This window comes from Ruegeria sp. Ofav3-42 (genome assembly GCF_022347725.1).
In the GTDB taxonomy this organism is placed as follows: Bacteria; Pseudomonadota; Alphaproteobacteria; order Rhodobacterales; family Rhodobacteraceae; genus Ruegeria.
The window spans coordinates 93,102-119,393 of record NZ_JAKRGB010000012.1; the positions used below are offsets into that span (position 1 = coordinate 93,102).

A 26,292-nucleotide genomic window follows, 5' to 3' on the forward strand; every position below is an offset into this window, starting at 1 on the left:
GCAATTTGCGATATCAAAGGTGCTGATTTTCGAACCCTTCTGATTCAGGAAGGCGTGCGCTTCTGGGGTGGGTAGCTTGCTCGGATGCCGCCCGCTCGAACCAGCGCAGCATCCGTCCGAGGACACCGTTATCGCTGCGAACTGGACGATGCTGCAGAAAGTAAGACACCTCCCGATCCGATACGGATGGCCCAAGGCGCAGCACTTCACCCTTGGCCAGCGACTGATCGACAAGACCGTTCCAACCAAGGGCGATGCCTTCTCCGCGACGGACGGATTGCAGCAGGAATGGATAAGCGTCAAAGGACGAGAACTGCCCAAAGGTCGGAGGCTCAAGGCCTGTTTGGGCAAACCACTTGTCCCAGGTCAGGAAACCCGACTCTCCGATATCGAAATGCAGAAACAGACTCGCGGCGAGGTTGGAAATACATTCTTTTGCTTCGGGGTGTGTCTCAAGAAATTCCGGGCTGCAGATCGGAAAAGTTTCAGATCGGATAAGCGGAAAACAGGGGCGTTCTGGCTGGCGCGTCGGATCCCACACCACAGCCGCATCCAATCGGCTGAGATCGATGTCCCCTAACTGGTCCGTCGTAACAACGCGGACCCGGCCGTCGCCCAGATGGTGGCGCAGGTCGGAAAATCGCGGCATCAGCCACTGGTCGGCAAAGCCGAAAGTGCAGGCCAGAGTCACCTCTTTCCGGTCTGGTGGGGCCAAGATATCGGTCCAGGCCTGATCTACATGGCCAAATCCCAGCGCTATGGCGTCGGCCAGCCTGACCGCGTTTTCAGTAGGCGTGATTTGATTGTTATTGCGCTTAAAAAGCGGCTGCCCGAGCCGGTCTTCCAGAGTCGTGATATGGCGCGATACTGCGGGTTGGCTCAACCCCAGTTCCCCGGCCGCGCGAGACAGGCTCGAATGGCGCACCGCCACTTCGAGAACCAACAGAGCATTCAGCGATCCGGCGGTGGGTCGTATCAGCTTTTCCATAACATAATATTAGGGTGAGCATCAGGTTTAGGCCAGTGTTCAATTTCTAAGGTTGTGCGTAGGTTTCACGAGAACGAAGCGCCCATTCAGAAAAATTAGTGCAGGTGTGACATGTCTGATCGTCCTCTTTCCCACATTCGAGTCCTTGATTTCGGGCAATACCTTGCCGCTCCGCTCGTTGGTATGATGCTGGCCGATATGGGGGCTGAGGTCATCCGTATCGACCGGCCCGGAGGCCCGGCCTTTGATGATCCGGCCTTCGACATGATCTCACGCGGGAAAAAAGTACTGACGTTGGACCTTAAGACGGATCTGGGGCGCGAGACAGCTATCGAACTGGCAAAACGCGCCGATGTAGTTCTTGAAAATTTCCGGCCCGGCGTCATGGATCGGTTGGGACTGGGGGCTAATGTTCTGCGCGCCGCAAATGATCAGCTAATTTACCTGTCGATGCCCGGCTTTGCCTCGACCGACCCCGAGCTTGCAGGCTTGCCAGCGTGGGAGGCAGTGATCGCTGCTTACACCGGTCAATTTACCGATATGGGACTAAACCGCCGACTGATGGGAATAAACCCGTCGTTTACACCGCTGACATTGGCCTCGGCCTACGGAGCCAGTTTCGGAGCCATGTCTGTGCTGTTTGCTCTGAACGCGCGTGACCGCAATGGGGGTGACCATATCGAAGTCCCATTGGCCTCGTCTTTGCTGGAGGGTTTGATCTACAATTGCGAACAGATCGAAGATTACCCAGAACGCTACAAATCCCCGCGCGAGGTGGAACTAGATCGTCGGGCCGCTGAGGGCTTGCCGATGAACTTGAAATTCGACGAGCTGTCGGAATACCTCGACCCGTTTTATCGCACCTACACTTGCGCGGATGGGCGCGGTTTTTATGTTGTGTCGGGATCGGTCGCCACGCACCCGCGTCGTGTTCTCGAGACGCTGGGACTTGGTGAGCTGGCGGACGAGTTACCGGACTTCTCGGCTTATCTGGACACCAAGGACTGGCCCGCCGAATGGTCGATGCGCAACTACCCGGTCGGACCTTCCGATAGGGCTCGCGTGTCGTCGGCTATGAAAGAGGCGTTTCTCACCCGTCCCGCCCATGAATGGGAAGAGCTGTTCGGCACTGCCAAGGCTCCGGCCACGGCGCAGCGGTTCAGCAAGGAATGGCTGGCCGATCCTCATGCGCTGGCCTCTGGACTGGTATTTCGGGTTGAGGACGCGCGCCATGGCGAGATGCGCCAGATGGGCAATGTTGCCTGGCTGTCGGGGGATGACGGTGCGTCCAAGAAAACCGGCCCGATTGCGGCTGATCTGAACGAGTTGCTGGCCGACAGGCCGCGTAGCGGAGGTGTCACCGGCAGCAGCGGCTGGCTTGACGGGCTGAAGGTTCTGGATCTGACAAATGTCATCGCGGGCCCGACCATCGGTTCTACTTTGGCACGGTTTGGCGCCGAAGTGACGCTGGTTCAACCGGTCGAGCCGTCTGTCGACCCGTGGAATACAGTCGTGTTCGGCATCCACGCACAGCGCGGCAAGAAGAGCATCCTTCTTAATCTTCGTAGCGATGAAGGGCAGGAGGCGCTGGGCAAACTCATCGCCGACGCGGATGTCATCACCATGAACGGGACCGATCAGCAGCGCGACAAGCTGGGCTTGTCGCCGGAACTTCTGGCTTCGATCAATCCGCGGCTAATCCTTGTGCAACTGGATGCCTTTGGCGGGCCGATGCGCGGACCCAAGTCCGATCATCTGGGATATGACGATCTGGCGCAGGCAGCCACCGGTGTCATGGTGCGGTTCGGCGGTGGTATGGAGACGCCCGAAGAACACGCGCATTTCGGAACCATTGACGTGCTGACCGGGTTCTGTGCCTGCGTTGCCCTTGGCGGCGCTTTGCTGAGGTTGCGCGAAACGGGGCAGGGGGGCGTTGCGCGGGCCTCGCTGGCAGGTGCGGGCAACCTCATTCAGGCGCAGTTCATGTACGACTATGACGGACGTGCGCCCTTTGATGAACCCTCGGGTCGCGGAGCTTTGGGTTGGGGGCCTTTCTATCATTGCTACGAGGCGGCGGATCAATGGATGTTTTTCGCAGCGCCCACTGAACGGCAAGCCGTTCTGGCAAAAGTACCGGACTTGGCCGATCTTGCCGACAAAGCCACGGATGATCTGCACGGTGATCTGGCAGAGCGCTTCCGGCTCAAACCACTATCCTACTGGCGGCAGGCTTTCGGGGGCGCAAGCACTGTTGTTCCACTGGCCTCGCTGCTCGAGACACGCGACAAGGCACTACAACTGGAAAGCGCGGGTGACGTCGACATTACTCAGGATACTTTCCGCGTCATCCGCCATGATGAGCACCCGATGGGACGCTGGTGTGATCTGGTCGCGCCGAACGCGGTGCGCCCCACCACGGGTCGGATTACCATTCCGGGTCCGAAGCCCAAATACGGAGCGCAGACGGCCGAGATTCTGGCGAAGCTTGGATACGACACGGCGCAAATCCAACGGATGATCGAGAGGGGTGCGGCCGGCACCGAATGGTCGGAGAAATATCTGCCCGAATAGTTCGGTTGCAATGGACTGGCACAGGAAGACCTGCCTTAATTTCGTCGTAACGGAGGACCTGAATGTCAGAGGAAAAACCCAGTGCCCATCTGGCGGCCTAGCCCGGTTTCTCTATCGTTCTGGGCTTGGCTTCGAAGGCGATGATCGCCATCTTGATTCTCACGCCCCTGAACGTGGAATTCACTGGTGGCATCTACCGCTCGATCTGATCCTGGCGAGTAAGCGGCCTGAGCTGGTGCTATATCTCGGTTGTTGCCGGAGTCATGCTGTTCTGCTTCTTCCTGATGTTTTCGAAATCCGGTTCTCCGCGATTGGCGGATGACGATTCCCGACCCGAGTTCAGCATTTCAGTTGGTTCGCGATGTGTTCTCGGCCGGGCTCGGTCTCGCGACCCTGTTTGCGTTGTGTCTGACGCCGACACCTACAGGATTGTTGCCCTTTGGGCGTACTTGCGAGCCCGTCAAAGTAGCATGCCCTGCCGGTTCGCCGCGTTCAGCCTTGATCCTCTCTAAACTATGATTTGATCGCCAACTGCGGGCTGTAGTTTCCTGGGAACGAAACGCATCATTGGGGATTGACGGGTTTTCAATGCGATCATGCTGGAGCTCGGAAGTAAGCTATTAATTGAAAACAAAGCTTTGGACCTTAATTTTCATCAACTAAAAGTCCAAGAAAACGCAACGCAACCCTTTCCCAATGCTACGAAATGGGTCAGTACACTGTCAGGTGTGACAAGCGTGCGTGTTCTGGCAATGGCGCGAATTTCAGGAATGATCGGGAACTAAATGGCAGACTTCAGCATCGCAGACGGTGATCCCGTTGAGTTCATCGATACGAGCCCCGGGGGTGGTCTCGTTATCAATTTTGATAAGTTGGACAATAGCTTCAACCTTCAAATCAACGGAGTTCAATTGTTTGTTGGCGGTCCCGCGGGGGCTGCGAATGAACTTCAGTTCCAGGTACCCGGAACAAGTGGTCAAACGGTCCGGTTCGCGGATGGTGACAGGTATGAGTTTGATACACCCGAAGTCTGGCGGCTAGGGAATACGAATATGCAACCCGTTGTCCGCCTGGAGATAAATCCAGACGGAACTATCGCGTTGTATGGTGTGAAGACGAATAATGGACCGCTGGAACCGCTGGAGCTTTTCAACGGGTTAACGGTAAATACCGCAGCGATAGCAGCCGCCTGGAACGACAACGGTTCAAACACCATCTTATTGGACCAGTCAGAAACCGGTCCGACAAATGCCATGGGCAAGTTTGTGGATGTGCTGTGCTTCGCATCGGGAACATTGATCGAAACACTGCAGGGGCTGGTGCGGGTCGAGGATCTGCAGGTTTCAGATCAAGTGCTAACCTATGACAACGGCTACAAACCAATTCGTTGGATCGGCTCGCGGGGCCTGAGCAGCGCTGAGCTTGACGCTCAACCAAGGTTAAAGCCGATCCTGATCCGTGCGAACACGTTAGGGGAGGGTTACCCCAACCAGGACCTGATTGTTTCGCCTCAGCACCGCATCCTCGTGTCTTCGGCGATCGCCATGCGTATGTTTGACTGTAAAGATGTCTTGATCCCAGCGAACAAACTTCTTTCGTTGGAGGGCGTTGATGTCATGCAGGACGCGCCCGAGGGTGTCGTGTATTTCCATCTCTTGTTCGACACACACGAAATCATTTGGTCCAATGGCACACCGACAGAAAGCCTTTTTACCGGTCCCGAAGCGCTTAAGTCGGTTTCAACCGAGGCTCAGCAAGAGATCAAAGATTTGTTTCCGGAATGCTGCGATCCCCAGTTTCAAGCGCATTCCGCGCGGTATATTCCGGAAAAGGGCAAGCTTATGCGAAAGCTCATTCAGCGCCATCAGGCCAACCGAAAACCTCTGCTCGACGGGTTCGAAGGGTCGAACCTCTCTGTTTGATTTCAATCCACTCGGCACGACATCAGGCGCTGGGACAGCAATTCTTGTCCAAAGATTGCGGGAAGGCGCACCCGGCGATTCAGCGAAGCCACCCCATGATTTGGCGGCGGCACCCGACGTTTGTGGCGCGCGCAGGTCTGAACACTTGGGTCGAGAACGGTCGCCCTCCGTGTTTGAACGGGCTTTCAGGTGATTTCGGTAACTATGGCACCGGGGTGTTGAATAACCTGCGCCGCCAGTTCGTGTCCCGCGCGCACGGCCTCAAGACTGCTCTCGCCCCTCGCAAGCGCGGCAAGGTATCCTGCGTTGAAACTGTCTCCGGCGGCGGTACTGTCCACAACTTTTGCAACTGGCTCAGTCTGAAACAGAGTGTCGCCGGAAAACAGGTCCATCGGTCCATCGGCGCCCTGTTTCAAAGCGCCGCGCGTGACACCGGCGGTTCGGAGCCGATTTACCACCTCCTCAGCGCTGGCCTCGCCATATAATGACATTTCATCATCTGCAGATGGCAGCGCGATATCCGCACGCGCCCACATTGCATCATTGATCTGACGCGCAGCGTGGACCGACTCCCATAAGCGCGGGCGATAGTTGCTGTCGTAGGCAATCGTGCCCCCGTTTTCGCGGAATACGTCCACCCATCCGATGATCTGATCCCGAACGGTTTGAGGCAAAATTGCCATCGAGATCCCAGACAAATTAACAAGATCGAATCGGTGCAGGCTCTCCAGTGTCACCTTGCACGGGCTTTGGAAAAGACTACGAGCAGCCGCAGCAGACCGCCAGTAGTGAAAGCTGCGCTCGCCCTCAGCATCGGTTTCTATCGCATAAAGGCCTGGCATCTGATTTTCACGCCGTTCGACAAAACTCGCGTCGATACCATGAGATCGCATTTCTGAAACGATGCGGTCTGAATAGGGGTCGCTTCCCAATGCGGTGACATACGAGATTTCATGTGCACTGTCTCGCAGGCATCGCGACAGATAAACGGCAGTATTGTATGTATCTCCGGCAACACCCAAGGACGCTGTATTATCCGGCCCGGCAATCAGTTCGATCATCACTTCGCCCAGGCAGGCAATGCGGTGAAGCGGACGCTTTGGCAGGGGCATAGAAGTTTCCTCGAAAGTGGAAGTGGTCTGGACAAACGCGTGTTGTGCGATCCGTTCCCCATTGATGTCAGCAGTCAAGTTCCGGTGGTATCGAGCCCCTTCAAAGCGGCGGCGGCACCCCGCAATTCCGCGAGGCCGCGCAGACGCCCGATCGCCGGATAGCCGGGTGTGGACTGGTGTTCCTGATCGTGCAGAATTTGGTGCCCATGGTCGGGGCGCATGGGAATTTGCCTGCCCGTCCGCCGCTCGAGCGCCAACAGAGCCCGGATGATCGCAACAAGGTCGGTGTCACCCGCCAGATGGCAATCCTCGTGAAAGCTGCGGGGGTCGGCCTCGCGCTTCACGGTACGGAGATGGGCAAAGTGAATCCTTTCCCCAAAGCTCTCGATTATTTCCAACATGTCATTGTCGGCGCGGACACCCAGCGAACCGGCGCACAGGGTTACTCCGTTCGCAGGTGACGGGTTATGCGCTATGATCCAATCCAAGTCGTCCTTGGTGGAAACGATGCGTGGCAGGCCAAAAAGATCGCGGGGCGGATCATCTGGATGGATCGAAAGCCGGACGCCTTCTTCTTCGGCTATGGGCAGGACGATGTCCAGGAATGCCCCAAGCCGGGCGCGCGAACCCGCGTGATCCATGTCGCCATAGGCTGCGATGCGGGCGCGCAATGTGTCGAGCGTATAGCTCTCTTCTGATCCGGGTAGTCCGGCGATTATGGTTCTGGTCAGCCGTTCCTGCTGCGCTGAGTCCGACTGCGCAAACCAGTGCTCGGCCAGTTCCAGATCATCCGGCGCGTAATCCCGATCTGCGTTTTCGCGCTGCAGAATGAACAAGTCAAAGGCGGCATATGCCGTAAAGTCAAAGCGCAGGGCCAGCGCACCGTCGGGCATGGGATAGTTCAGTTCGGTTCGGGTCCAGTCCAGCACCGGCATGAAGTTATAGCAGACATTGCGTATGCCCTGCCGAGCCAGCCGCCGAAGGTTTTCGGCCCAGATATGCGCGTAACGTTCCCAGCCGGGTGCTCCGCATTTGATGTCCTCGTGAACCGGAATGCTCTCGACCACAATCCAGTCAAGACCGGCTTCTCGGATCATGTCGCGACGGCGGGCAATGGCATCCTCGGGCCATTCGGCACCGTTGGGGATTTCGTGCAGCGCAGTCACCACACCCGTCGCACCAGCCTGCCTGACATAGCTTAAGGGAACAGGGTCCGTCGGCCCGAACCAGCGCCAGCTTTCCAGCATGCGTGCCCCCCTTAACCTGACTTTACGGTTGAATAGAGATAGCCGTCGAAATCCGGATCGTCGACATCGGAGAGTTCCAGCAGTGTCAGCCGGACGTTTTCAAGATGCTGCCACATAGCGTGACGAGCACCATCTGCATTACGATGGCGCAACGCATCGAGGATGGCCGCGTGATCATCCAGCCATTTGCTGCGATAACCCAGATCAAAAATCCGGTCGTGCAACTGGGCCCACATTGGGCTGGCCTGGCGCTTGCGCCACAGATCGTCAATCTGATCGACCAGCACAGAATTCTGTGTAGCCTCGGCGATCTGCAGATGAAACTGCCAGTCGGCGCTATAGTCGACTTCACCGCCTTCGATCGACCGGCGTTCCAGCTCCAGGGTTTCGCGCAAACGAAGGATATCCGCCTTGGTCACGGTGGTCGCGGCAAAGGAGGCTACGCTGCTTTCGAGCAGCTGCCGCGCTTGTAACAGCTCGAATGGTCCGAAATCAGCCTGTGTGCTTTCGATTTCGCGCGGCGTGCGTTCCATTACATAGCTGCCTGACCCCTTGCGGACGTCCAAATAGCCTTCGATTTCCAGCATGATGAAGGCTTCGCGCACAAGTGATCGGCTTATGCCCATCTCGGTCGATATCTGGCGTTCGGTCGGGAATTTGTCGCCGGGCTTATAGCCTTCGCGCGCAATTCGTTCGACGAGTGATGCGGCGACCTGCTGATAGGGGCGTTTGGGGGCATCAGTCATAGCGTCGCCTCCGTCTGCGCAAGCTGAGAGTAAAAGTCTGCCAGAATGTGAAAAGCCTCTTTCTTGGTGGCCTTGTCAGCGGCGATCAGGCCTTTGTGGTTATAGCCGTTCTGGAACTTGTTCTGTCGCCGTTCGACCCGGAAATCATAAAGAATCCACGGAGACATGCCTTTGATATAGTCTAGTTCACGCAGCGTTTTGATTTGGCGGCGATAAACCTCTGCCATGTAGTCCTCGCTGAAAAGGCCGGTTTTGGGGCCTTTCGGGCCAATCACCCCATCTGCGCCGGTTTCCGAGATCACCACTGGCTTGCCAGGGGCCGAATTGGCACCGATACGGGCGAGGTCGTCAAAGTCTTCTTCATACCAACCGTAATACTCGTTCAGGCCGATCACGTCGATGTGGTCGGCCAATCTGTCCTCGATCCGGTTCAGGCTGTGATTGACGAGACACGCGGCCGATGTCAGGCGGGTCGGGTCGAGATCTTTGGCAGTGTGTGCCAGTCGGCGCATAAAGTCGAGCCGGGCATCGGTGTCGGGGTTTTCGTTCCCGACGGACCAGATGATCACCGAGGCGCGGTTGCGATCCCGCAGGATCAGCTCGCGCAGCTGGTTTTCTGCGTCGCGGTACGTAGAGGGATTGGTGAAGTCAATGGCCCAATAGACCGGGATTTCTTCCCAAAGCAAAAACCCCAACTCATCGGCCAGTTCGGCCGCGCGTTCATGGTGGGGATAGTGGGCAAGGCGCAGAAAGTTGCAGCCCAACTCCTGTGCGTGTGCGAACCGGCGGCGCAGGTCAGCGTCATTGGTAACCTTGCCGAGTGCCGCGTCATCCTCGTGCACTGAAATACCGCGCAGGAAAATCGGTGCGCCATTCAGCAGGATGTCGGTTCCACGCCGCTCGATCTGGCGAAAGCCTACGCGGTCAGTGACAGTGTCGGCGCCCAGCGTGACGCGCACATCATAGAGTTTCGGCACCTCCGGCGACCACAGATCCGGTCGCGCATCGATAAGAGAACTGCCCTTGCAATCGGTTATTGGGACCTGCTGAGAAACACCAAGCTCGGGTATGTCGATTTGGGCAGGACCTGCATCCGGGCCGGTGCTTTCGATCTCGACCCTCAGTTTTGAATAGGTGCCATCCGGCACAAGATGCAGAGCGAACCGTTGGATTGCGGTGCGTGGCGTCTCAAACAATGCGACTTCGCGATAAATCCCGCCGTAGTTGAACCAATCCGTGTTGCGCATGGGCACTCGGTCGCGGGTGCGGGTGTTGTTCACGCAGGCCATCAGCCAATTGCGGCCTGCACGCAGTTGGTTGGTCAGTTCGACACAAAACGGTGTCGATGCACCGTAATGGTTGCCGAGGAATTCACCGTTCAGAAACAATTTGCAATCATAAGCCGCCGCCCCGATCCGCAGGAAATAGCGCTTGTCCGGTTCCACTCGGGACATATCCAGCGGACGCGTGTACCAGGCGCTGCCTTCGAAAAAATACCACTTTTCTTTCAGCATCGCCCAATTCGAGGGCACAGGCGCTGTGTCACCGTCATAGGGGTCATAGTCCCAGGGTTCGGTGCGGTCTTCCGGGGATGCCGGCTGCATCGCGAACCACTTCTGGCGCAGTCCGGTGTCCAGCAGATCGACGCAGAAATGCCAGTCGCCGTCCAGCGACCGCGATGCCCGCCCGCCTGTAAACAGCAGCGTGTCGGCGTTCAGGTTCTGCTTATTGAACGGGAGGTCATACTCCTCGTCATGCAGGGCCTGCAGCGCGTTATCCGCCATGTCTGAGCGTTCGAGCATCGGGTCTTGTCCAGCTTAGTTCGCTTTGGCCTTGATGCGCTCGATCAGATCGGCAACGACGGGCGACTTCGATGCGGCCTCTTCATGCATAGGCAAAACCGCTTCGATGAACGGACCTTTTTCGACCTCGATGAATGTCACACCCAGTTCACTTTTTGCCTGTTCGACAGCAGCGTTGCTCATCTCGTTCCACTGATCGCGATGGAAGACCATCGACTCTTTGGCGGCCGTACGCAGGGCGTCCTGCTGTTCCGGCGTCAGGTCATCCCAGCTTTGGGTCGAGATCATCACCACCGAGGGGATCATCGTGTGGCCGTCATTGGAATAGACCTTCGAGACCTCGCCATGCCGTGCGCTGGTCAGGGCCATCGGGTTGTTTTCGGCCCCGTCCACCACGCCCTGCTGCAAGGCGCTGTAGAGCTCGCCCCAGGCGATCGGGGTCGGGTTGCCGCCCAAAAGCTCGACCATGCGGATGGCCGAGGGGCTGGGTTGCACGCGGATCTTCATGCCTTCCAGATCGGCGGGTGAGTTGATTTCCTTGTTCGCGTAGAACGACCGCGCGCCTTCGACATAGTATGTCAGACCGATAAAGCCATTTTCTGCGGAAGCGGCCAGAATATCGTCGCCAATATCGCTGCTAAGCACGTCGAAATAGTGGTCATCGCTGGTGAAGATATAGGGCAGGTTCAGAGCGCCATAGGATTCTTCGAACGCTTCCAATTCGCTGGCGTTGGAACGCGCCATATCCAGCGAACCATTCTGCATCAGCTCCATCGATTCGCGCTGAGTGCCAAGCTGCGCGTTGGCAAAAATCCGGATCTTCAGGTCACCATCGGTCAGCTCGTCCACACGGTCCGCCATGAATTCCATGGATTTGTGCAGCGGGTGATCTTCCGGGTTGTTGTGGTTCAGGCGAAGGGTTTTTGCGTCCACAGTGGACGAAAGCGCCAGGACACTTATCGCCGCCGTCGCGGCCAGTGCAGTGAATTTCGACATTGATACCTCCCATATGCGCGGACGCATGGCCGGGGCCAACATGTGTGATTGCGAACCCGCCCGCAGATCCGCATCTGGCTATTTGATGGACCAATTCGGATAATAAATCAACCAATTTTCCCATATTGGTTGACCAATTTGTAAAATTCGGGCATGAGCAAAGGCGGAAACCGGGTATGGTCGGCACCACAACCGGTACAGAGGAGGGCTGAGATGAAGCAAATGACGGCATTGGTGGACACCGTCTTGCGCGCCATTATTATCGTTGCGTTTGCGGTATTGGTCGCCTGTGTGATCTGGCAAGTGTTCTCGCGCTACGTGCTGGGCACGCCCAGCACGGTGACGGACGAAATGGCCCGGTTTCTGTTCATCTGGGTGGCACTGTTGGGTGGAGCCTATACGCTGGGGCAGCGGCGGCACTTGGCCATCGATCTTCTGCCCAACATAACCCACGGCCGACTGCGTTTTCTGGTGAATGCAGCAATTATCCTGGCCGTGGCGCTGTTTGCTGCGGTGGTGATGATCTATGGCGGGGCCAGCCTGGTCTCGCGCACGCTGGAAACCGGGCAGGTGTCGCCGGCGCTGAGATTGCCGATGGGTGCTGTCTATGTAGCAATCCCGGTCGCAGGGGCGGGCATTCTGTTCTATACGGGCGGATTTCTGCTGGACCTGATCCGAACCGGGCAGGGGCCGAATGAACGATCCTGTCCGGCCACCCCCGGCGGACCGTTGAGCTGAGGCGATCATGGATATTCAGTCAGTCGCCACGCTTTTCGGAACATTCGCGATACTTATGGTGCTGGGCGTCCCGATCGCCTTTTCGATTGGCCTGTCCGCGCTTGCCACGTTTCTTCTGTTCATGTCCTTCGATCAGTCGGTTTATATCGTGGCGCAGCAAGTCGCCTCGGGGTTGGACAGTTTTACGCTGCTGGCAATCCCGTTTTTCATTCTGGCAGGCAATATCATGAACCGGGGTGGTATTGCCCTGCGACTGATCGAGTTTGCTAAGGTTCTGGGCGGGCGGCTGCCTGGTTCGCTGGCCCATTGCAATGTGATCGCCAACATGATGTTCGGCTCGATCTCGGGCTCGGCGGTGGCCTCGGCGGCGGCTGTGGGTGGGGTTATGTCGCCGCTGCAGCGGAAAGAAGGATATGATCCTGCTTACTCGGCAGCGGTCAATGTCGCCTCCTGCCCGACGGGTCTGTTGATCCCGCCCAGTTCCACCTTCATCGTCTATTCGCTGATCACCAACGGTACGTCGGTCGCCGCCCTGTTCGTTGCGGGTTACATTCCCGGCATTCTCATGGGCGTTTGCCTGATGCTTGTGGCTGGTGTCATTGCCAAACGGCGGGGGTATCCGGTTGCAGAACGTCCGCCCCTGCGGGAAATGGCTGAAAAAGCACTGAATGCAATGTTGCCGCTGGGCCTAATCTTTATCGTCATGGGCGGGATTGTGGGGGGTGTCTTTACTGCCACCGAAGCCTCAGCGGTTGCCGTGGTCTACACGTTGTTTCTGGCACTGATCTGGTATCGCGAGATATCTTTGCGCGACTTGCCGGGGATCATTCTGGAAAGTGCGGTGACAACTTCGATCGTGTTGCTGATGATCGGCTGTTCGATTGCCATGTCCAAGGCGATGGCCTTTGCCGATATTCCCTATTCGATCTCGGATGCGTTGCTTGGCTTGTCGGAAAACCCTCTGGTGCTGCTGTTGATCATCAACGTTGCCTTGCTGGTGGTTGGGACGTTCATGGATATGACGCCGGCGCTGTTGATTTTCACTCCGATCTTTTTGCCGGTGGTCAGTGATCTGGGGATGGACCCGGTGCATTTTGGTGTCGTCATGACCTTCAACCTCTGCATCGGTATCTGTACGCCGCCGGTGGGGTCGGCGCTGTTTGTCGGCTGTTCTGTGGGCGATGTGAAGATCGGGCAGGTGATCAAGCCGATGCTGCCATTCTATGCAGTGCTTGTGGGCTTGCTTCTGGTCGTCACATACGTCCCGTCGCTCAGCCTGTTCCTGCCAAAGCTTTTGCTGGGATATTGAGGGGTTGCTATGAAAACCCTGCGCGACTGGCAGTTTGAAGGGCAAGGCCCCAACGGGTTTTCGCTCAGGGTCGAGGGCAACCACCTTCTGCGCATTGAGGCGCTGGACCACGATCTGGTGAGGGTCCGACTGCTGCGGGATGGCACTTGGCGGCTGGATCGCAGCTGGTCCGTTGCACCCAAAGGCGACGTTCCGTGGCAAGGGCGCGCGCGCGATGATCTGAGCGGGTTTGCATGCCCAGAGGTTCTGGTCGATGGCGTGCTGTTGGAAACGGACCATCTGCGGGTGACGGTTATGTCGCCCTTGGCATTGCGGTGGGAATGCCGGGCAGATCGGGATACGCCGTGGCAGCCTTTGGCCGAAGATCGCACCACCGGGGCCTATATGCTGGGGCGGCGGGACAACCGTATCGCCCATTTCATGCACCGTGTCCCGGGTGAACGCTATTTCGGGTTGGGGGAAAAGGCTGGGCCGCTTGAACGTGGCGGACGGCGCTATGAAATGCGTAATCTGGACGCGATGGGGTATGACGCTCGCACCACCGATCCGCTTTACAAGCATATCCCGTTCACGATCACCGAACGGCCCTGCGCAGGCGCGATGGGATTGTTTTATGACAACCTGTCGACGAGTTGGTTTGATCTGGGCATGGAGCTGGACAACTATCACGCCGCCTACCGTAGCTGGCGGGCCGCAGATGGGGATCTGGACGTTTACCTGAGCTGGGCGCCAGATCTACGTGATGTCGTCAGGCGGCAGGCTTGGTTGACCGGCGGCGCCGCCTTTATGCCACGTTGGGGGCTGGGGTATTCGGCGTCCTCGATGGCCTATACAGATGCGCCGGACGCGCAGCACCAGATGCGCGGGTTTCTTGAACGTCTGCGTATTGAGGATATCCCCTGCGACAGTTTTCAGATGTCGTCCGGCTATACTTCGATCGAAGGAAAGCGCTATGTCTTCAACTGGAACACTGACAAGTTCCCCGACATGGCGGGCCTCGCGGATGAGTTCCGTGCCGAGGGTGTCGAACTGATCGCCAATATCAAACCGGTCATGCTGGATGATCACCCCAAATACGCGGAAGCTGTAGAACAGGGCCTGTTTGTGAATGACAGCGAGACCGGGCGGCCCGAGATCTCGGCCTTTTGGGATGGGCAGGGCAGCCATCTGGATTTCACCAATACTGACACTGTTCGCTGGTGGCAGGATAAGGTCACGACGACGTTGCTGGAGCAGGGCATCGGAAACACCTGGAACGACAACAACGAATACGAGGTTTGGGATGACGCCGCGCCCGCCGCAGGGTTCGGGAAGCCTGTCGAGATTGGCCAAATCCGGCCTCTGATGAGCCTGCTGATGACGCGCGCATCGCATGAGGCGCAACTGGCCCATGCCCCCGACAAGCGCCCCTATCTGATCTCGCGCTGTGCCGCACCCGGCACGCAACGCTATGCCCAGACCTGGACCGGCGACAACCGCACCGACTGGAATACGCTGCGCTGGAACATCCCGATGGGGTTGGGGCTGAGCTTGTCGGGATTTTACAATATTGGCCACGATGTCGGCGGATTTGCCGGACCGAAACCCGAGCCGGAACTGTTCCTGCGCTGGGTCCAGAACGGTATTTTTCACCCGCGCTTCACCATCCATTCCTGGAACGATGACGGCAGCGTCAACGAGCCATGGATGTACCCCGAGATGACCGATCTGGTGCGCGACGCCATTCGGCTGCGCTATCGGTTATTGCCTTACTTATATACCCAGCTGTATCGTGCCGTGACCGAGTACGAGCCTATCCTGCGGCCCCTGTTTTTGGATTTTCCCTATGATCCCGGCTGCCGCGAGGCGCAGTTTGAATTTCTGCTGGGGCCAGACCTTCTTATCGCATCGGTGATCGAAAGGGGCGCTGCGACCCGACGGGTCTATCTGCCCGACTGGCCCGGAGGGTGGTGGCAGTTTGACAGTGGGGCGTGGCATGCTGGCGGTCAGACGCTGGACCTGCCGGTGACGCCGGGCAGCATCCCGGTATTTGTTCGCGGCGGTGCGGTTGTGCCTCTGTCCGAGAATACCGTGCGCGCCACGCCCGACCGGGAAGGATCGCGAGTGCTGCTGGTCTGCCCGGCGCGGGGTGCCGGGGGCACGATGACCTCGAGGATTTATGATGATGATGGCGTGGCGCAGGATGCGCTGTCCGGCAATCACTGCCTGGCCACCGTCTCGCTGGCGAGTGGCGGCGATCTGCCAGCGCTGGACTGGGCCCTGACTGGTGACTACGTGCCCGGCTTTGACGAGGTCGAGGTAAGAAGTATCGATGCAGAGCCGCTGCTGGTCCGTGGCCAGCCCTGTGCCTCGGGCCAGACGCATCCCTACAATGGCGCTGAGGAGGGTATCCGGTGACGGCACGGAGTAGTCAAATTTTGGTGCAACCCGCATACGACCGCCAGGCGTTGAAAACGCGTATATTGCATTTAGGGTTCGGAGCGTTCGCACGAGCACATCCGATCCTCCATACAGATCTAGCCAATGAGGTAACGGGCGGAGATTGGGGCGTCGCCGTGGCGCGGCTGAATTCCGGCGAGGCACTTCTGTCCGAACTGGATACCGCAGGGCGTTTCTACACAGTGGCGGAAACCGACGACGCGGGGCTGATGGCCCGCCGCGTTGCGTGCGTTACCCAGACGCTGCATCCGCGACGCGACGGCCCTGATGCAATCCCCGACCTGATTGCTGCTGCTGACCTGCGTATCATTTCGCTGACGGTTACGGAAAAGGGTTATTGCCTGGCCGGAGACACGCTTGATCTGAAACACCCCCAGATCCAGTGTGATCTGGCGGCGCAGACGACACCTAAAACCGCAATCGGAACAATTGTAGAAGGACTGCGCCGACGCCGTGTCGCAAGGCAGGGCGGTTTGACGGTGCTGAGCTGTGACAACCTGCCGGCAAATGGCAACATGTGCAGAAATGCAGTGCTCGGCCTGGCCCACGCACGTGATCGGGAGTTGGCGGAGTGGATTGCCGCAAACTGCCGTTTCCCATCAACCATGGTCGACCGGATCGTGCCTGCGCTGGATGATGATGCCCGCGCGACGTTGCACGAGGTTTTGGGTCGTGACGATCCCAATGGCATTCTTTGCGAGCCGTTTCGGCAATGGGTGATCGAAGATGACATTGCCAACGGCTGTCCGGATTGGGCGGCGGCGGGGGCCGAGCTGGTGCGGGATGTGGCACCCTACGAGGAAATGAAACTGCGTATGCTGAATGGCGCACATTCTGCGCTGGCCTATCTGGGGGCCTTGCACGGACATGCAACCATCGCCGACTGCATGGCGGATGACGTATTTCGAGATGCCGCATATCGTTTGATGCTGACCGAACAGGCGCCGACCCTGTCGATGCCTGATACAGTCGATCTTGCCGGGTATGCCAGCCAGTTGATCAACCGGTTCAGCAACTCCAGACTGCACCACAAGACCACTCAGATCGCCATGGACGGCAGCCAAAAACTACCGCAGCGGTTGCTTTCGTCCTGTGCGGACAATCTCGAACAAGGCCGAGACTGGCCACTGACGGCTTTGGCAGTTGCGGCCTGGATGCGCTACATCCGGGGTGTGGATGAGAATGGTGTCGCAGTACCGGTTCAGGACCCGATGGCCGGAGATTTTGCGAGGCTTGCAAGTGCTGGGGATGGGGTACAGTACGTCGAGTCTCTGTTGGACCTTGATCAAGTGTTCCCGCCGACGCTTGCGGAGCAATCGGGTTTTCGCGCGGCGATCTTGCGCGCTTACAGTCGGGTTGAGGCCATGGGTGCGCGCGGTGCGATATTGGAAAGCCTTACACAAGGGGAAGGCGGGACATGACGGGATTTCTTGGCGAAAACTTCCTGCTCGATACGCCTCAGGCTGAACGTCTATACCACGACACGGCCGCGAGACTGCCCATCATCGATTATCATAATCACCTTGATCCGCGGGCTATTCTGGAAGATCGCTCATGGTCTTCCATTGGAGAAATCTGGCTAGAGGGCGATCACTATAAATGGCGCGCCATGCGCTGGAACGGAATCGACGAAGACCGCATCACCGGCGCGGCGGGGTTTCGAGACAAATTCCTGGCTTTCGCTGAAACCATGCCGCATTGCATCGGCAATCCGCTGTATCACTGGAGCCATCTGGAACTGCGCCGCTATTTTGACTGGGGCGGCGTGTTCGGGCCCAAGACTGCCGATGAAGTCTGGGAGGCCGCCAACGAAAAGCTGGCCCAACCGAGTCATTCGGCCCGAGGCCTTCTGAGGCAATTGAACGTGCGCTTTGTGGGTACCACCGATGATCCCTGTGACGACCTTGCTGCGCATCGGGCCTTGTCACAGGACGCCGATATGGGCTTTGCCGTCGCTCCCAGTTTCCGCCCGGATGCAGCCTTCAAAATCGCCAACAACGGTTTCGGGGCCTATATCGAGCGACTTTCGGACATCTCCGGCGTCGAGGTGACCGGTTTCGACACGTTGATCGAAGCGCTGTTACAAAGACTGGACCACTTTGTGGCCAACGGCTGCAAAGCGAGTGATCACGGGCTTGATACGCTTGCCTCGTTTGTGGTCCGACCGGCTGGCGAACTTGATCAATTGCTTGACCGTGCGCGCAATGGTGCGATTGTAACCCTGCAAGATGCCGCCGACTTTCAGGGCGCAGTCCTCATCCAGTTGGGTCGCGCTTATGCGGCACGTGATCTGGTCATGCAATTCCACATCGGTGCGCTGCGCAACAGCAATTCCCGGCTTTATGGCGAACTTGGCCCGGATATCGGATGCGACTCGATTTCGGACGCGCCAATAGCGACGCCACTCAACGCCCTGCTGGACGCGATCCAGCAAAGCGGTGGGTTGCCGAGAACGATCCTGTACGGGCTCGACCCTTCCCGCAACGAAGTCATTGTGACCACGGCAGGGAACTTTCAGGATGGCAGCGTACCTGGAAAGGTGCAGGCGGGCACCGCTTGGTGGTTCAATGACCAGCTTGACGGGATGGAACGGCAAATGACACAGCTCGCTCAGATGGGGCTGCTTTCCTGCTTTTTGGGTATGCTGACGGATTCCCGGTCCTTTCTGTCCTTCCCGCGGCACGAATACTTCAGACGGCTGCTTTGTCGCATGATTGGTCGATGGATGTCAGAGGGGCATATTCCGGATGACCTTCAACTGACAACGAGTTTGGTCCGGCGGGTCTGCCACGATAATGCACACTCGTGGTTTATGGACGCATCCCGGTAGCAAAGGTTTCCACCCCAATTGAATCGAAGGCAGTTAGGTGTCGTCGGGCACGCTCTGCTGATCAGGCTTCCATGGAAGGCCGCAGACTGGTAGGATAAAAGCCGTCATCCGCTCTACCTCGAACACTGTCCTCAAACTTCTGTCAGGAGGCGGATCGCAGAGCAACCCTTGCCAATTTTTCTACAAGAAAGTCAGCCACGAGAGCCATATGCGCCTCGCATGAAACTGACTGATGAACGGAAATTACGACCTCAGGCAATGGCGGAAACCCTGCTTGTCCGTCTATGATCCTGAGGCCGGAGGGTATGACCGACGCCTCCATCACGGACACCGCAGCACCGTCCTGAAGGGCGTTTTCCATCAATCCTATACTGCGGGTGGAGTACGCAATACGCCACGGGCGGTCGATGCGTTTCAATGCGTCCAAAGCGATTTCTCTGCAAACACAACCTGCCGGGAACAACACAAGTGAGAGCGGTTCATCAGGATCGTCCACAAAATCGGATGAGGCGACCCAATGAAGCGGTTCATGTCGTGCAACCTGCCCGCCAACTGAATCTGGACGGTGTGTGGCGACAACCACATCAAGGTGTCCCTGTTTCATCAATGGTAGCAGGTCGCTGGCATTGTCGCATGTCACTTCGAACTGCAACCGAGGGTGTTCTTTTCTTAAGGCGGACAGAAGAGGAGGCAGCAGGAAAGTTGCATAGTCATCAGGAGCCCCGATCCTGACCAGTCCTTCGGCTTCCGGGCGCTTGAGATGCGACAATGCCTCATCATTTGCCGCAAGAATTCGGTTTGCGTAAACCAGCAATGCTTCGCCGGTTTGGGTGATGGTAACGGACTGGCGGTTACGTTCAAAAAGGCGTTTCTCAACGATGTTTTCGAGTCTTTTGATCTGAAGGCTAACCGCCGATTGTGTGCGCCCAATAGCCTGTGCCGCGTGGGTAAAATTACGGTGTTTAGCGACAGAGACGAAGGATCGCAGCAGGTCAATTTCGAGATCGCGCTTCATGATCCATGATTTTCATAACTCATCACGGTTAGCAATATAATTCGTTTCCGAAATTACGATCCTGAAACTACGGTCACTGTAGGAGGGTCACGAAATGCTTAGTTTATTCGCTCAATCGATCTTCGTGGCAACACGTGTAGCGCCATTGTCCAACTCAGCCGCAGGGCGCGATTGGCGCTCACCATCAGGTCCAACGCGAGGTCAAAACACGGAAGAAATCAGAGGATCGACATGGAAAGCACCGACATCAGCAACCTCAAAACACGAACAGGCACAGTCGAACGTGTCTGGCAGATCGAAATTCAGGCGGCGCCGGAAGATGTAGACAAGATTATCGACAAGGTGATGGAGGTCGACCCGCTGATCTACGGCCGGTACAAGCGCAACGCCTTTGTGAGTGCCATCGGCAGTGAAACCTACCTGCCTGAAGAAAACTCGACCAGTGCCGTGCATCTGGGGGCCGCAAACAAAGTGCAGACTTTCCCATGCGCCCTGATCATCATTTCAATTCGACAAAACCCTGAAACGCTAGAATGTGTCCTGGATGTGATACGTGACGTTCACCATTACGAAGAGCCGCTTATCTTCATCAAAGACTGTTGGGCCAGTCGCGCCAGTTATGACCCGCACAGCTCTAATCCCAATCGTTGGTGGAACCGCAAAAAGACTGGTGTGGGCAACTGATGCTCAAGTGAGTTTACCGGACCGCATCAAGTATCTTAAAAGCGCTGTGCTCCAATCCAATTCTGCCTATCCTCGACGGTATCGCGTCGGTTTGGCTAGGGCACTTTAGGTATTTTCTGAGGCCTGCACGGGCTGGCTTGTTCAACCCAAATTGGTCCATTTTGGTCTTTGAAGGTTTCGCGCATGCGGCTGGTGGTGAATGGAGCGAAGGCGGATTTTGCTGCCATACTCTCTCCTTGCCCTTAAGCCTTACCTGTTGCAAACTTGTAAGCGGAGGAGGGATGTCAGTTTCACTGCTGGGTCTGTTAACAAGCGGACCAGCTCGGTGTCATGCTTTTGGAGGAGTATGTTATGACATCCAAGACCACAGGATCCACACCACCGGAAAATCTAACATCGCAGCAGGGGGCTGTACCCAAGGTCAACAAGGTGACTGCAGATGATATTACCGCGTCGCTGAAGGCCGGGTTTTCTGACTTTCTGGCTCGCCCCTTCATGAGCGGCTTTTTCGGCCTGTTCTATGCGGTTTTCGGACTCCTGTTTGTTTGGAGCCTGATCTGGCTCGGCAAGATCTGGATGATCGTTCCCGCCGTTGTCGGCTTTCCTTTGGTCGCACCTTTCGCCGCCGCAGGGCTTTATGAAATGTCCCGCAGATTGCAGAAGGGAGAGAGTTTCGGCTGGTCTGAAATCTTAACCGTCATGGCCAATCAGCGAAAACGCGAAATGGGGTGGATGGCCTTTGTCACGCTGTTCATTTTCTGGGTGTGGATTTACCAGATTCGGCTGTGGCTGGCGATCATCCTGCAGAATGCATCTTTCTCGGACTTTGACGGTTTCCTGAACACCGTGTTGTTCACACCGCAGGGTTGGACATTCCTTGCTGTTGGCACCTGCGTCGGCGCATTTCTGTCGGCCGTCCTGTTCTCGGTGACCGTTGTCGCCATGCCCATGCTGCTCGACCGGGAAACCAACTTCGTATCCGCCATGTTAACGTCCATTCGCGTCGTCACGGAAAACCCGGTGGTCATGCTCGGCTGGGCGGCGATCATTTCGGTCACCATGCTGTTGTCGATGGTTCCAGCGTTTCTGGGCTTGATCTTCACCCTACCGATACTTGGCCATACCACATGGCATCTCTATCAGAGAGCCGTGCCACCAGCCGAGGCGTAATCCGTCCAACCATCACCCGCAGCAGCTACGTATAGCGCTTTTATGTTGCGTCGTGATCCGCTAACGAATTACGTGCGGATCATTGCGAGCGTTTGATCTGCGACTTCTTTGCAGCTCACTTCGTTCGTCATCGAATGGTTCTTACTGGCCGCATGCCTGATCTGCATTACTCTGTTTGCATGGCAATCGAACCCAGACTGGACATCATCGGGGCGGCGCTCGCCGATCCCAGCCGATCCCGCATCCTGTGCGAACTGATGGACGGGCGCGCATTCACCAACAAAGAGCTGGCCTGCGCGGCAAACGTCAGCCCACAAACGGCGAGTGTGCATCTCAAGCAACTCGAACTGGCCGGTCTGACATCCTCGCTGCGCAGCGGGCGGCACGTTTATCATCGTGTTGCGAGTGCCGATGTTGCCGAGGTATTGGAACGGCTGGCAACGCTATCGCCCACCGACCACCTGTCCCGACCAGGGCAGATCGCAACAGACACGCAACGGGCGCGCAGTTGCTACAATCATATTGCAGGCCGGCTTGGTGTGTTGATGTCAGAGCGTCTTGTTGCCCTTGACGTGCTGACCCTTCGCGAAAATGCCATGACGTTCGGCTCACGCTATCAAGCCTTTGTTGACGATATCGGGATCGAAGTCCCGCCTGTTTCTTCTGGAAAACCTCCTGCAAAGCTCTGCCTGGATTGGACAGAGCGGCGGCACCACATTTCCGGGCCGTTGGCCACGGCGTTCATGCAAAAGGCATTGGCCGTGAAGTGGTTGCAGCGCAGGACTGGAAGCCGAGCCCTGACCGTCACTGTCGACGGGTATGATGCGCTTGAACGCTGGTTTGGACTGACCAAAAAAACAGTGGACGGCACCGATTGCACCTGACCGTTCGACCGACAACGAACCGTCCTTTTCCCCAGCATCACCGATACGAGCTATCCTTGCAGGCAAAATGTTGGAGATAACCATGACAATGCCCAAGCTCGATAACGACAGGTTCGTTCCAGAAAATGGTCTGCGGATTACCGTACAGGTGCCTGTCACACACGTGCAAAGGATCGTGGACGCGGTTCTGGTCGATGACGCATTGAAGTATGGCGACTATGACAGCGTCACCTATCGGACCGCGCCGGGTATCCAGCAATTCAGATCATTGGGGAGTGGACGCAACGCAGCAACCCCAAAGGCGGTCGAGGTGTCCTGTAGTGAGTTGTCGTTCTTTCTGGCCTGCGACGACGGCCAAGCCATCCAGATCCTCAGAAACATCTATTCATCGCACCCCTATGAAGAGCCAGTGATCTTTGTGGAGCCATGCGTGCGAACCCTTGATACCCGGGGTGTGGACGAAGACAATCCCAACAGGTTCTGGAACAACGATGCCGAGGATTGGGTGCCTGTAGAGCATCGATAGCAAGTGTAGAACGGGCATTCGCTGCACCGTTGTGAGTAGCGAGGGTCTATGCCCCGGTTTCTCTACTGGTGGTCTGAAAGCTGACTGGTCCACCGGCATCAGGAGGGACTTTAATAGCTGTGCATGCGTTCAATGGGGCGAAGTTGACATTGCCTCTGATGTCGAAAGCTATGCGAGTTGCAATGAGTACACGTTGTTCAGGTATCCCTGGCCATCGATAAAGAATTGGGTTTCTCCAAAGTACTCAAATCCCTGCGCAAGGTAGAAGGCAATAGCTGGATGGTTCTCTGCGTTGGTGGCAAGCCAAACCGACTTGGCGTCTTCCTGACGACAATATTGGAGCGCGGCGGCTAACAAGCGTCTGCCGATACCTTTCCCATGATGACGCGGTTGGACGTAGAAGGTTGAGATTTCCAGCTCTGAACAACCGGGCACTGGTGCGTTGCTCGCGGAAGACACCCGAATGAAGCCGTCAATCCCTTCGTCGTTTTCGGAAACAAGGATGAGTTGGTCAGGATCGCGGATGAGATTTTCTATTTTGGACCGGGTAAATTCCTTTAACGCGTAGTCGGCAAATGTGGCATTCACACCGCGTTTGATATAGGTGCCGATCCACACCTCAATCGAGATCGCGGCAATGCTGGATGCATCTGAAACCGTCGGCTTGCGTATGGTCATGGCCGATAGATGTCAGCGTGCTGGCAAAGGTCAATGCAAAAGTACTCAGTCGGTTATTTGATCGTCTCGCATCAACCTGGGTATTAAGTTTGTGAAGGCTCAGCGTTTTTTGCTTCCGGAACGCCCAGACGCGTTCCGAAACTGAACTGATTGACCCGACTTGATTGAATGCCTAGCCGAGTTGAACAAAAACCTGACCGCCTTCAATCTTGACCGGATAGGTCCGCAGATCTTCGGTGCACGGCGCCGATAGGGCCTTGCCTGTGCAAATGTCAAACCGGCCCCCGTGCAGAGGGCATTCGATGACACAGTCAATGACCAGTCCGTCTTCCAAGTGCTGCTCCTCATGGGTGCAGTGGCCGTCAGTGGCAAAAAACCCCTTCTCCGTGTTGTAGATTGCGTAGGTCTGATCGCCGTGGTTCCAGCGGATCAGGTCTTCTTCGTCGATGTCATCCGTGCTGCACGCCTGTATCCAGTTGCTCATGTGCCTAGACCTCTTTTGTCATCAGTTCTTCTTCAAAGGGATATCGCGACAGGGTGATCGGGCCGCTTTCCGTGACCAGCACCATGTCTTCCAGTTTGACACCCTCGACGCCACCGATCTCGCCGATGTAGCTTTCGACGCAAATCACCATTCCGGGCTCTAGCTGGCCATCATAGAATTCCGGGTGATCCGGAGAATGCAGGATTACGGGCCATTCGTCCGCCATACCCAATCCGTGCATCATGCAAGGGTAGGGCTGGTCGCCAAAGCCCCTTGGTGGCAAATGGCGGCTGAGGGCAATTTCGGAAAACGCGGCCCCGTTTTTAACCAGCTTTGTGTTCTCCATTACCTCGGTATGGGCCATGGTATACAGGCTTTTCTGATAGTCAGATGGCCGTCCAGGCCCGCAGCGGAACGCGCGCGAGATGTCGGCGCCATAGCTGAACGGCCCGACCATGCCGCAGTCGAAAACGACCAGATCACCAGCGCGGATCATGCGGGATGAGGCCTCTTGCTGCCACGGGTTCGTCCGTTCGCCTGAGGCCAGCAGGCGATAGTCCAGCCATTCGCCGCCGCCCTCGATCAGGGCCGACCACATATGTGCCCATAGCTCTTGCTCCATCACGCCGTTGCGCAGGTTGTCGCGCATGCGGGTCATGCCATCCTCGGCCACTGCGATCGTCAGGTTCATGGCAAGGACTTCTTCGGGGGATTTTATCTTGCGGGCATGGGCCAGCACCGGCGCGACATCCGATACCAAATGTCCCTTTTCCACCAAGGCTTGCTCGGCATGGAACCCGGCGCGTTCAATTGCGATCTTCCTGGCACCTTGCCCGCAATACTGTTGGATCAGGTCGTCCATCTGATCGGCCCACTTCCGCGTCCATTCATCATGACGCGGACCGGCGAACATATAGGACAGCGGCAGCAGGTCGTCCCGGGTTTCGTCGATGGTTTCCAGCGTGCTGCCGGTATTTCGCCCGGGTTCCGAGTCGAAATAAACCACCGGGCCTTCAGCAGGCATGAACAAGTATCCTGCCTGAATATGCATCTGGAACAAGGTGCAGTTGCGCACGCCTGTCGCATAACGGATCGACAGCGGCTCGACCAGAATGATCGCGTCGAGGCCCTGCGCCCGGATTTGTTCACGCAGCCGGTTTTGGCGATACCGGCGCATTCGCGGTACGTCGATCATCCCTTCGGTATCAACAGCCTGCATCGGTGGGGTGATCCATGCTGCCTGTTCAAGCGTCAACGGCTGGGGCTTGGCGGCAAAGGCCCGGCTATAGTCGGTTGCGTCGTTCATTGGTGCGTCGGCGTCCATTTGTCGAGGGCTTCGAGGAACTTTTCCCGCTCGCCTGCATTCATTGAGATATTGGTCTGCGGGTAGGGGAAGTTGCCCGCAGCGACTTCGCGGTGGAACTCACCCAGGGCGGCGACACGTTCGTCGTGAATTTGTTTGTGCAACCGGCCAACCTGTCCAAAGGCATGAGCGTGTTTCGGCGGCTTTTCCTCTTCGCTGGCCTCGCCGCAGATATCGGCCAGAAACGAGAATATGGCATCCCCTGCCATCCCCGACCCCAACGAGAATGTGACGACCGAGGTCTTGTGGTTTACGGCTTCCAGAACTTCTTCGGCGATGCACTCAGCTTCAACCGCAAAAACGCCGACATCTTCCATTTGCTTCAGCGTGGTCCATATCGCCATCGCTTCGTCGGCCTTGCGGCCAAAAGCGCGCAACCCACCGCAATGGTGGCTGAACGTGGGGATCAGCCCGATATGGCTTTGCACTGGAATACCTTCACGGGCCATACGCTCCATCACGTCAAAGGATCGCAACGTATAGTACATGTCGGCGCCGCGTCGCATCGCGTCAAAGGCATCCGCGACAATCTCGTCATCCGAACCAAATTGCGCCCAGGTCGAGCCCACTCCGGTGAAATGCGCCGGTGCCAGCCTGCGGATGTCTTCGATCTGGTTGGAGCCGACAACGAACAGGTCGATCCCGGCCTCGACACAGGCGCGGATTTGGTCGTTGTCGGCAGGGTTGGCCATCGACAGCTTTTTGCCTGATCCCTTGAGCGCCTTCAGGTCGGCCACCGTATAGTTACGGACCGCCGGATTGCGGCTAAAATCATAGATGCGCTTCAT

The 26,292-nt window shown here is 57.1% G+C and carries 22 protein-coding genes and 1 pseudogene; 12 read left to right on the forward strand and 11 right to left on the reverse strand.

The window, feature by feature from the left end; genetic code table 11:
* Window positions 1–13: 13 nt before the first annotated feature.
* On the reverse strand, window positions 14–988 hold the full coding sequence (locus tag MHN28_RS17370) for a LysR family transcriptional regulator (RefSeq protein ID WP_255733324.1): 975 nt from the start codon (window positions 986–988) through the stop codon (window positions 14–16).
* 111 nt (window positions 989–1,099) lie between these two features.
* On the opposite strand from MHN28_RS17370, the gene MHN28_RS17380 reads away from it, so the two are divergent.
* The 3 genes and pseudogenes from MHN28_RS17380 to MHN28_RS17385 all read left to right on the forward strand — a co-directional run bounded on the left by MHN28_RS17380 (window position 1,100) and on the right by MHN28_RS17385 (window position 5,481).
* A complete protein-coding gene (locus tag MHN28_RS17380) occupies window positions 1,100–3,559 on the forward strand; it encodes a CoA transferase (protein WP_239343838.1) in 2,460 nt (819 codons plus the stop codon).
* 224 nt (window positions 3,560–3,783) lie between these two features.
* Window positions 3,784–4,071 (forward strand): annotated as a pseudogene (locus tag MHN28_RS25085) (BCCT family transporter); the annotation flags it as partial.
* Between the two features lie 273 nt (window positions 4,072–4,344).
* Window positions 4,345–5,481, forward strand: a complete 1,137-nt coding sequence (locus MHN28_RS17385; protein WP_239343839.1) for a Hint domain-containing protein — start codon at window positions 4,345–4,347, stop codon at window positions 5,479–5,481.
* Between the two features lie 185 nt (window positions 5,482–5,666).
* On the opposite strand, the gene MHN28_RS17390 is transcribed toward MHN28_RS17385, so the two are convergent.
* From MHN28_RS17390 to MHN28_RS17410, 5 genes are all read right to left on the reverse strand, one after another.
* Window positions 5,667–6,593 (reverse strand): sugar kinase, encoded by a 927-nt coding sequence (locus tag MHN28_RS17390; RefSeq protein WP_239343840.1) that lies wholly within the window; start codon window positions 6,591–6,593, stop codon window positions 5,667–5,669.
* 74 nt (window positions 6,594–6,667) lie between these two features.
* Window positions 6,668–7,840, reverse strand: coding sequence for a mannonate dehydratase (gene uxuA, locus MHN28_RS17395; protein ID WP_239343841.1), 1,173 nt, complete (start codon window positions 7,838–7,840; stop codon window positions 6,668–6,670).
* Between the two features lie 11 nt (window positions 7,841–7,851).
* Window positions 7,852–8,586 carry an FCD domain-containing protein gene (locus MHN28_RS17400; RefSeq protein ID WP_239343842.1) on the reverse strand — a complete coding sequence of 245 codons (735 nt, stop codon included), beginning with the start codon at window positions 8,584–8,586 and terminating at the stop codon, window positions 7,852–7,854.
* A complete protein-coding gene (locus MHN28_RS17405; protein ID WP_239343843.1) occupies window positions 8,583–10,388 on the reverse strand; it encodes a glycoside hydrolase family 2 protein in 1,806 nt (601 codons plus the stop codon). The genes MHN28_RS17400 and MHN28_RS17405 overlap by 4 nt, the downstream gene beginning before the upstream one ends.
* A 15-nt stretch (window positions 10,389–10,403) precedes the next feature.
* The gene (locus MHN28_RS17410) at window positions 10,404–11,384 is read right to left on the reverse strand and encodes a TRAP transporter substrate-binding protein (RefSeq protein ID WP_239343844.1); all 981 of its coding nucleotides are present in this window, start codon (window positions 11,382–11,384) and stop codon (window positions 10,404–10,406) included.
* A gap of 213 nt (window positions 11,385–11,597) precedes the next feature.
* Between MHN28_RS17410 and MHN28_RS17415 the strand changes: the two genes are divergently transcribed.
* From MHN28_RS17415 to uxaC, 5 genes are read left to right on the forward strand one after another with little or no spacing between them, the layout of a single operon-like run.
* Complete coding sequence (locus MHN28_RS17415) at window positions 11,598–12,122, forward strand: TRAP transporter small permease (RefSeq protein ID WP_239343845.1); 525 nt, start codon at window positions 11,598–11,600, stop codon at window positions 12,120–12,122.
* A 7-nt stretch (window positions 12,123–12,129) separates the two neighbouring features.
* On the forward strand, window positions 12,130–13,431 hold the full coding sequence (locus tag MHN28_RS17420) for a TRAP transporter large permease (protein WP_239343846.1): 1,302 nt from the start codon (window positions 12,130–12,132) through the stop codon (window positions 13,429–13,431).
* Between the two features lie 9 nt (window positions 13,432–13,440).
* A complete protein-coding gene (locus MHN28_RS17425) occupies window positions 13,441–15,828 on the forward strand; it encodes a TIM-barrel domain-containing protein (protein ID WP_239343847.1) in 2,388 nt (795 codons plus the stop codon).
* Window positions 15,825–17,291, forward strand: a complete 1,467-nt coding sequence (locus MHN28_RS17430; RefSeq protein WP_239343848.1) for a mannitol dehydrogenase family protein — start codon at window positions 15,825–15,827, stop codon at window positions 17,289–17,291. The genes MHN28_RS17425 and MHN28_RS17430 overlap by 4 nt, the downstream gene beginning before the upstream one ends.
* Window positions 17,288–18,700, forward strand: coding sequence for a glucuronate isomerase (uxaC, locus tag MHN28_RS17435; RefSeq protein ID WP_239343849.1), 1,413 nt, complete (start codon window positions 17,288–17,290; stop codon window positions 18,698–18,700). The genes MHN28_RS17430 and uxaC overlap by 4 nt, the downstream gene beginning before the upstream one ends.
* 142 nt (window positions 18,701–18,842) lie before the next feature.
* Here the strand turns inward: uxaC and MHN28_RS17440 are convergent, their stop codons facing one another.
* Complete coding sequence (locus MHN28_RS17440) at window positions 18,843–19,715, reverse strand: LysR substrate-binding domain-containing protein (protein ID WP_239343850.1); 873 nt, start codon at window positions 19,713–19,715, stop codon at window positions 18,843–18,845.
* Between the two features lie 231 nt (window positions 19,716–19,946).
* On the opposite strand from MHN28_RS17440, the gene MHN28_RS17445 reads away from it, so the two are divergent.
* The 4 genes from MHN28_RS17445 to MHN28_RS17460 all read left to right on the forward strand — a co-directional run bounded on the left by MHN28_RS17445 (window position 19,947) and on the right by MHN28_RS17460 (window position 22,979).
* A complete protein-coding gene (locus MHN28_RS17445) occupies window positions 19,947–20,399 on the forward strand; it encodes a hypothetical protein (protein ID WP_239343851.1) in 453 nt (150 codons plus the stop codon).
* A 351-nt stretch (window positions 20,400–20,750) separates the two neighbouring features.
* Window positions 20,751–21,569, forward strand: a complete 819-nt coding sequence (locus tag MHN28_RS17450; RefSeq protein WP_239343852.1) for a DUF2189 domain-containing protein — start codon at window positions 20,751–20,753, stop codon at window positions 21,567–21,569.
* 152 nt (window positions 21,570–21,721) lie between these two features.
* The gene (locus tag MHN28_RS17455) at window positions 21,722–22,453 is read left to right on the forward strand and encodes a helix-turn-helix transcriptional regulator (protein ID WP_239343853.1); all 732 of its coding nucleotides are present in this window, start codon (window positions 21,722–21,724) and stop codon (window positions 22,451–22,453) included.
* A gap of 82 nt (window positions 22,454–22,535) precedes the next feature.
* Window positions 22,536–22,979, forward strand: a complete 444-nt coding sequence (locus MHN28_RS17460) for a hypothetical protein (protein WP_239343854.1) — start codon at window positions 22,536–22,538, stop codon at window positions 22,977–22,979.
* Window positions 22,980–23,147: 168 nt separating this feature from the next.
* Here MHN28_RS17460 and MHN28_RS17465 read toward each other — a convergent pair whose 3' ends face one another.
* From MHN28_RS17465 to MHN28_RS17480, 4 genes are all read right to left on the reverse strand, one after another.
* Entirely contained in the window at window positions 23,148–23,657 is a 510-nt protein-coding gene (locus tag MHN28_RS17465) for a GNAT family N-acetyltransferase (protein WP_239343855.1), read from the reverse strand.
* Window positions 23,658–23,829: 172 nt separating this feature from the next.
* Complete coding sequence (locus MHN28_RS17470; protein ID WP_239343856.1) at window positions 23,830–24,141, reverse strand: non-heme iron oxygenase ferredoxin subunit; 312 nt, start codon at window positions 24,139–24,141, stop codon at window positions 23,830–23,832.
* Window positions 24,142–24,145: 4 nt separating this feature from the next.
* The gene (locus MHN28_RS17475) at window positions 24,146–25,447 is read right to left on the reverse strand and encodes a Xaa-Pro peptidase family protein (protein WP_239343857.1); all 1,302 of its coding nucleotides are present in this window, start codon (window positions 25,445–25,447) and stop codon (window positions 24,146–24,148) included.
* Entirely contained in the window at window positions 25,444–26,292 is an 849-nt protein-coding gene (locus MHN28_RS17480; protein WP_239343858.1) for a 3-methyl-2-oxobutanoate hydroxymethyltransferase, read from the reverse strand. The genes MHN28_RS17475 and MHN28_RS17480 overlap by 4 nt, the downstream gene beginning before the upstream one ends.

Coding starts and splice junctions, on each gene's coding strand:
- MHN28_RS17475 (WP_239343857.1), bottom strand. CDS start 25,447: ATGAACGACGCAACCGACTATAGCCGGGCCTTTGCCGCCAAGCCCCAG.
- MHN28_RS17470 (WP_239343856.1), bottom strand. CDS start 24,141: ATGAGCAACTGGATACAGGCGTGCAGCACGGATGACATCGACGAAGAA.
- uxaC (WP_239343849.1), top strand. CDS start 17,288: ATGACGGGATTTCTTGGCGAAAACTTCCTGCTCGATACGCCTCAGGCT.
- MHN28_RS17460 (WP_239343854.1), top strand. CDS start 22,536: ATGACAATGCCCAAGCTCGATAACGACAGGTTCGTTCCAGAAAATGGT.
- MHN28_RS17465 (WP_239343855.1), bottom strand. CDS start 23,657: ATGACCATACGCAAGCCGACGGTTTCAGATGCATCCAGCATTGCCGCG.
- MHN28_RS17405 (WP_239343843.1), bottom strand. CDS start 10,388: ATGCTCGAACGCTCAGACATGGCGGATAACGCGCTGCAGGCCCTGCAT.
- MHN28_RS17385 (WP_239343839.1), top strand. CDS start 4,345: ATGGCAGACTTCAGCATCGCAGACGGTGATCCCGTTGAGTTCATCGAT.
- MHN28_RS17450 (WP_239343852.1), top strand. CDS start 20,751: ATGACATCCAAGACCACAGGATCCACACCACCGGAAAATCTAACATCG.
- MHN28_RS17425 (WP_239343847.1), top strand. CDS start 13,441: ATGAAAACCCTGCGCGACTGGCAGTTTGAAGGGCAAGGCCCCAACGGG.
- uxuA (WP_239343841.1), bottom strand. CDS start 7,840: ATGCTGGAAAGCTGGCGCTGGTTCGGGCCGACGGACCCTGTTCCCTTA.
- MHN28_RS17415 (WP_239343845.1), top strand. CDS start 11,598: ATGAAGCAAATGACGGCATTGGTGGACACCGTCTTGCGCGCCATTATT.
- MHN28_RS17480 (WP_239343858.1), bottom strand. CDS start 26,292: ATGAAGCGCATCTATGATTTTAGCCGCAATCCGGCGGTCCGTAACTAT.
- MHN28_RS17370 (WP_255733324.1), bottom strand. CDS start 988: ATGGAAAAGCTGATACGACCCACCGCCGGATCGCTGAATGCTCTGTTG.
- MHN28_RS17445 (WP_239343851.1), top strand. CDS start 19,947: ATGGAAAGCACCGACATCAGCAACCTCAAAACACGAACAGGCACAGTC.
- MHN28_RS17455 (WP_239343853.1), top strand. CDS start 21,722: ATGCCTGATCTGCATTACTCTGTTTGCATGGCAATCGAACCCAGACTG.
- MHN28_RS17420 (WP_239343846.1), top strand. CDS start 12,130: ATGGATATTCAGTCAGTCGCCACGCTTTTCGGAACATTCGCGATACTT.
- MHN28_RS17440 (WP_239343850.1), bottom strand. CDS start 19,715: ATGAAGCGCGATCTCGAAATTGACCTGCTGCGATCCTTCGTCTCTGTC.
- MHN28_RS17410 (WP_239343844.1), bottom strand. CDS start 11,384: ATGTCGAAATTCACTGCACTGGCCGCGACGGCGGCGATAAGTGTCCTG.
- MHN28_RS17380 (WP_239343838.1), top strand. CDS start 1,100: ATGTCTGATCGTCCTCTTTCCCACATTCGAGTCCTTGATTTCGGGCAA.
- MHN28_RS17400 (WP_239343842.1), bottom strand. CDS start 8,586: ATGACTGATGCCCCCAAACGCCCCTATCAGCAGGTCGCCGCATCACTC.
- MHN28_RS17390 (WP_239343840.1), bottom strand. CDS start 6,593: ATGCCCCTGCCAAAGCGTCCGCTTCACCGCATTGCCTGCCTGGGCGAA.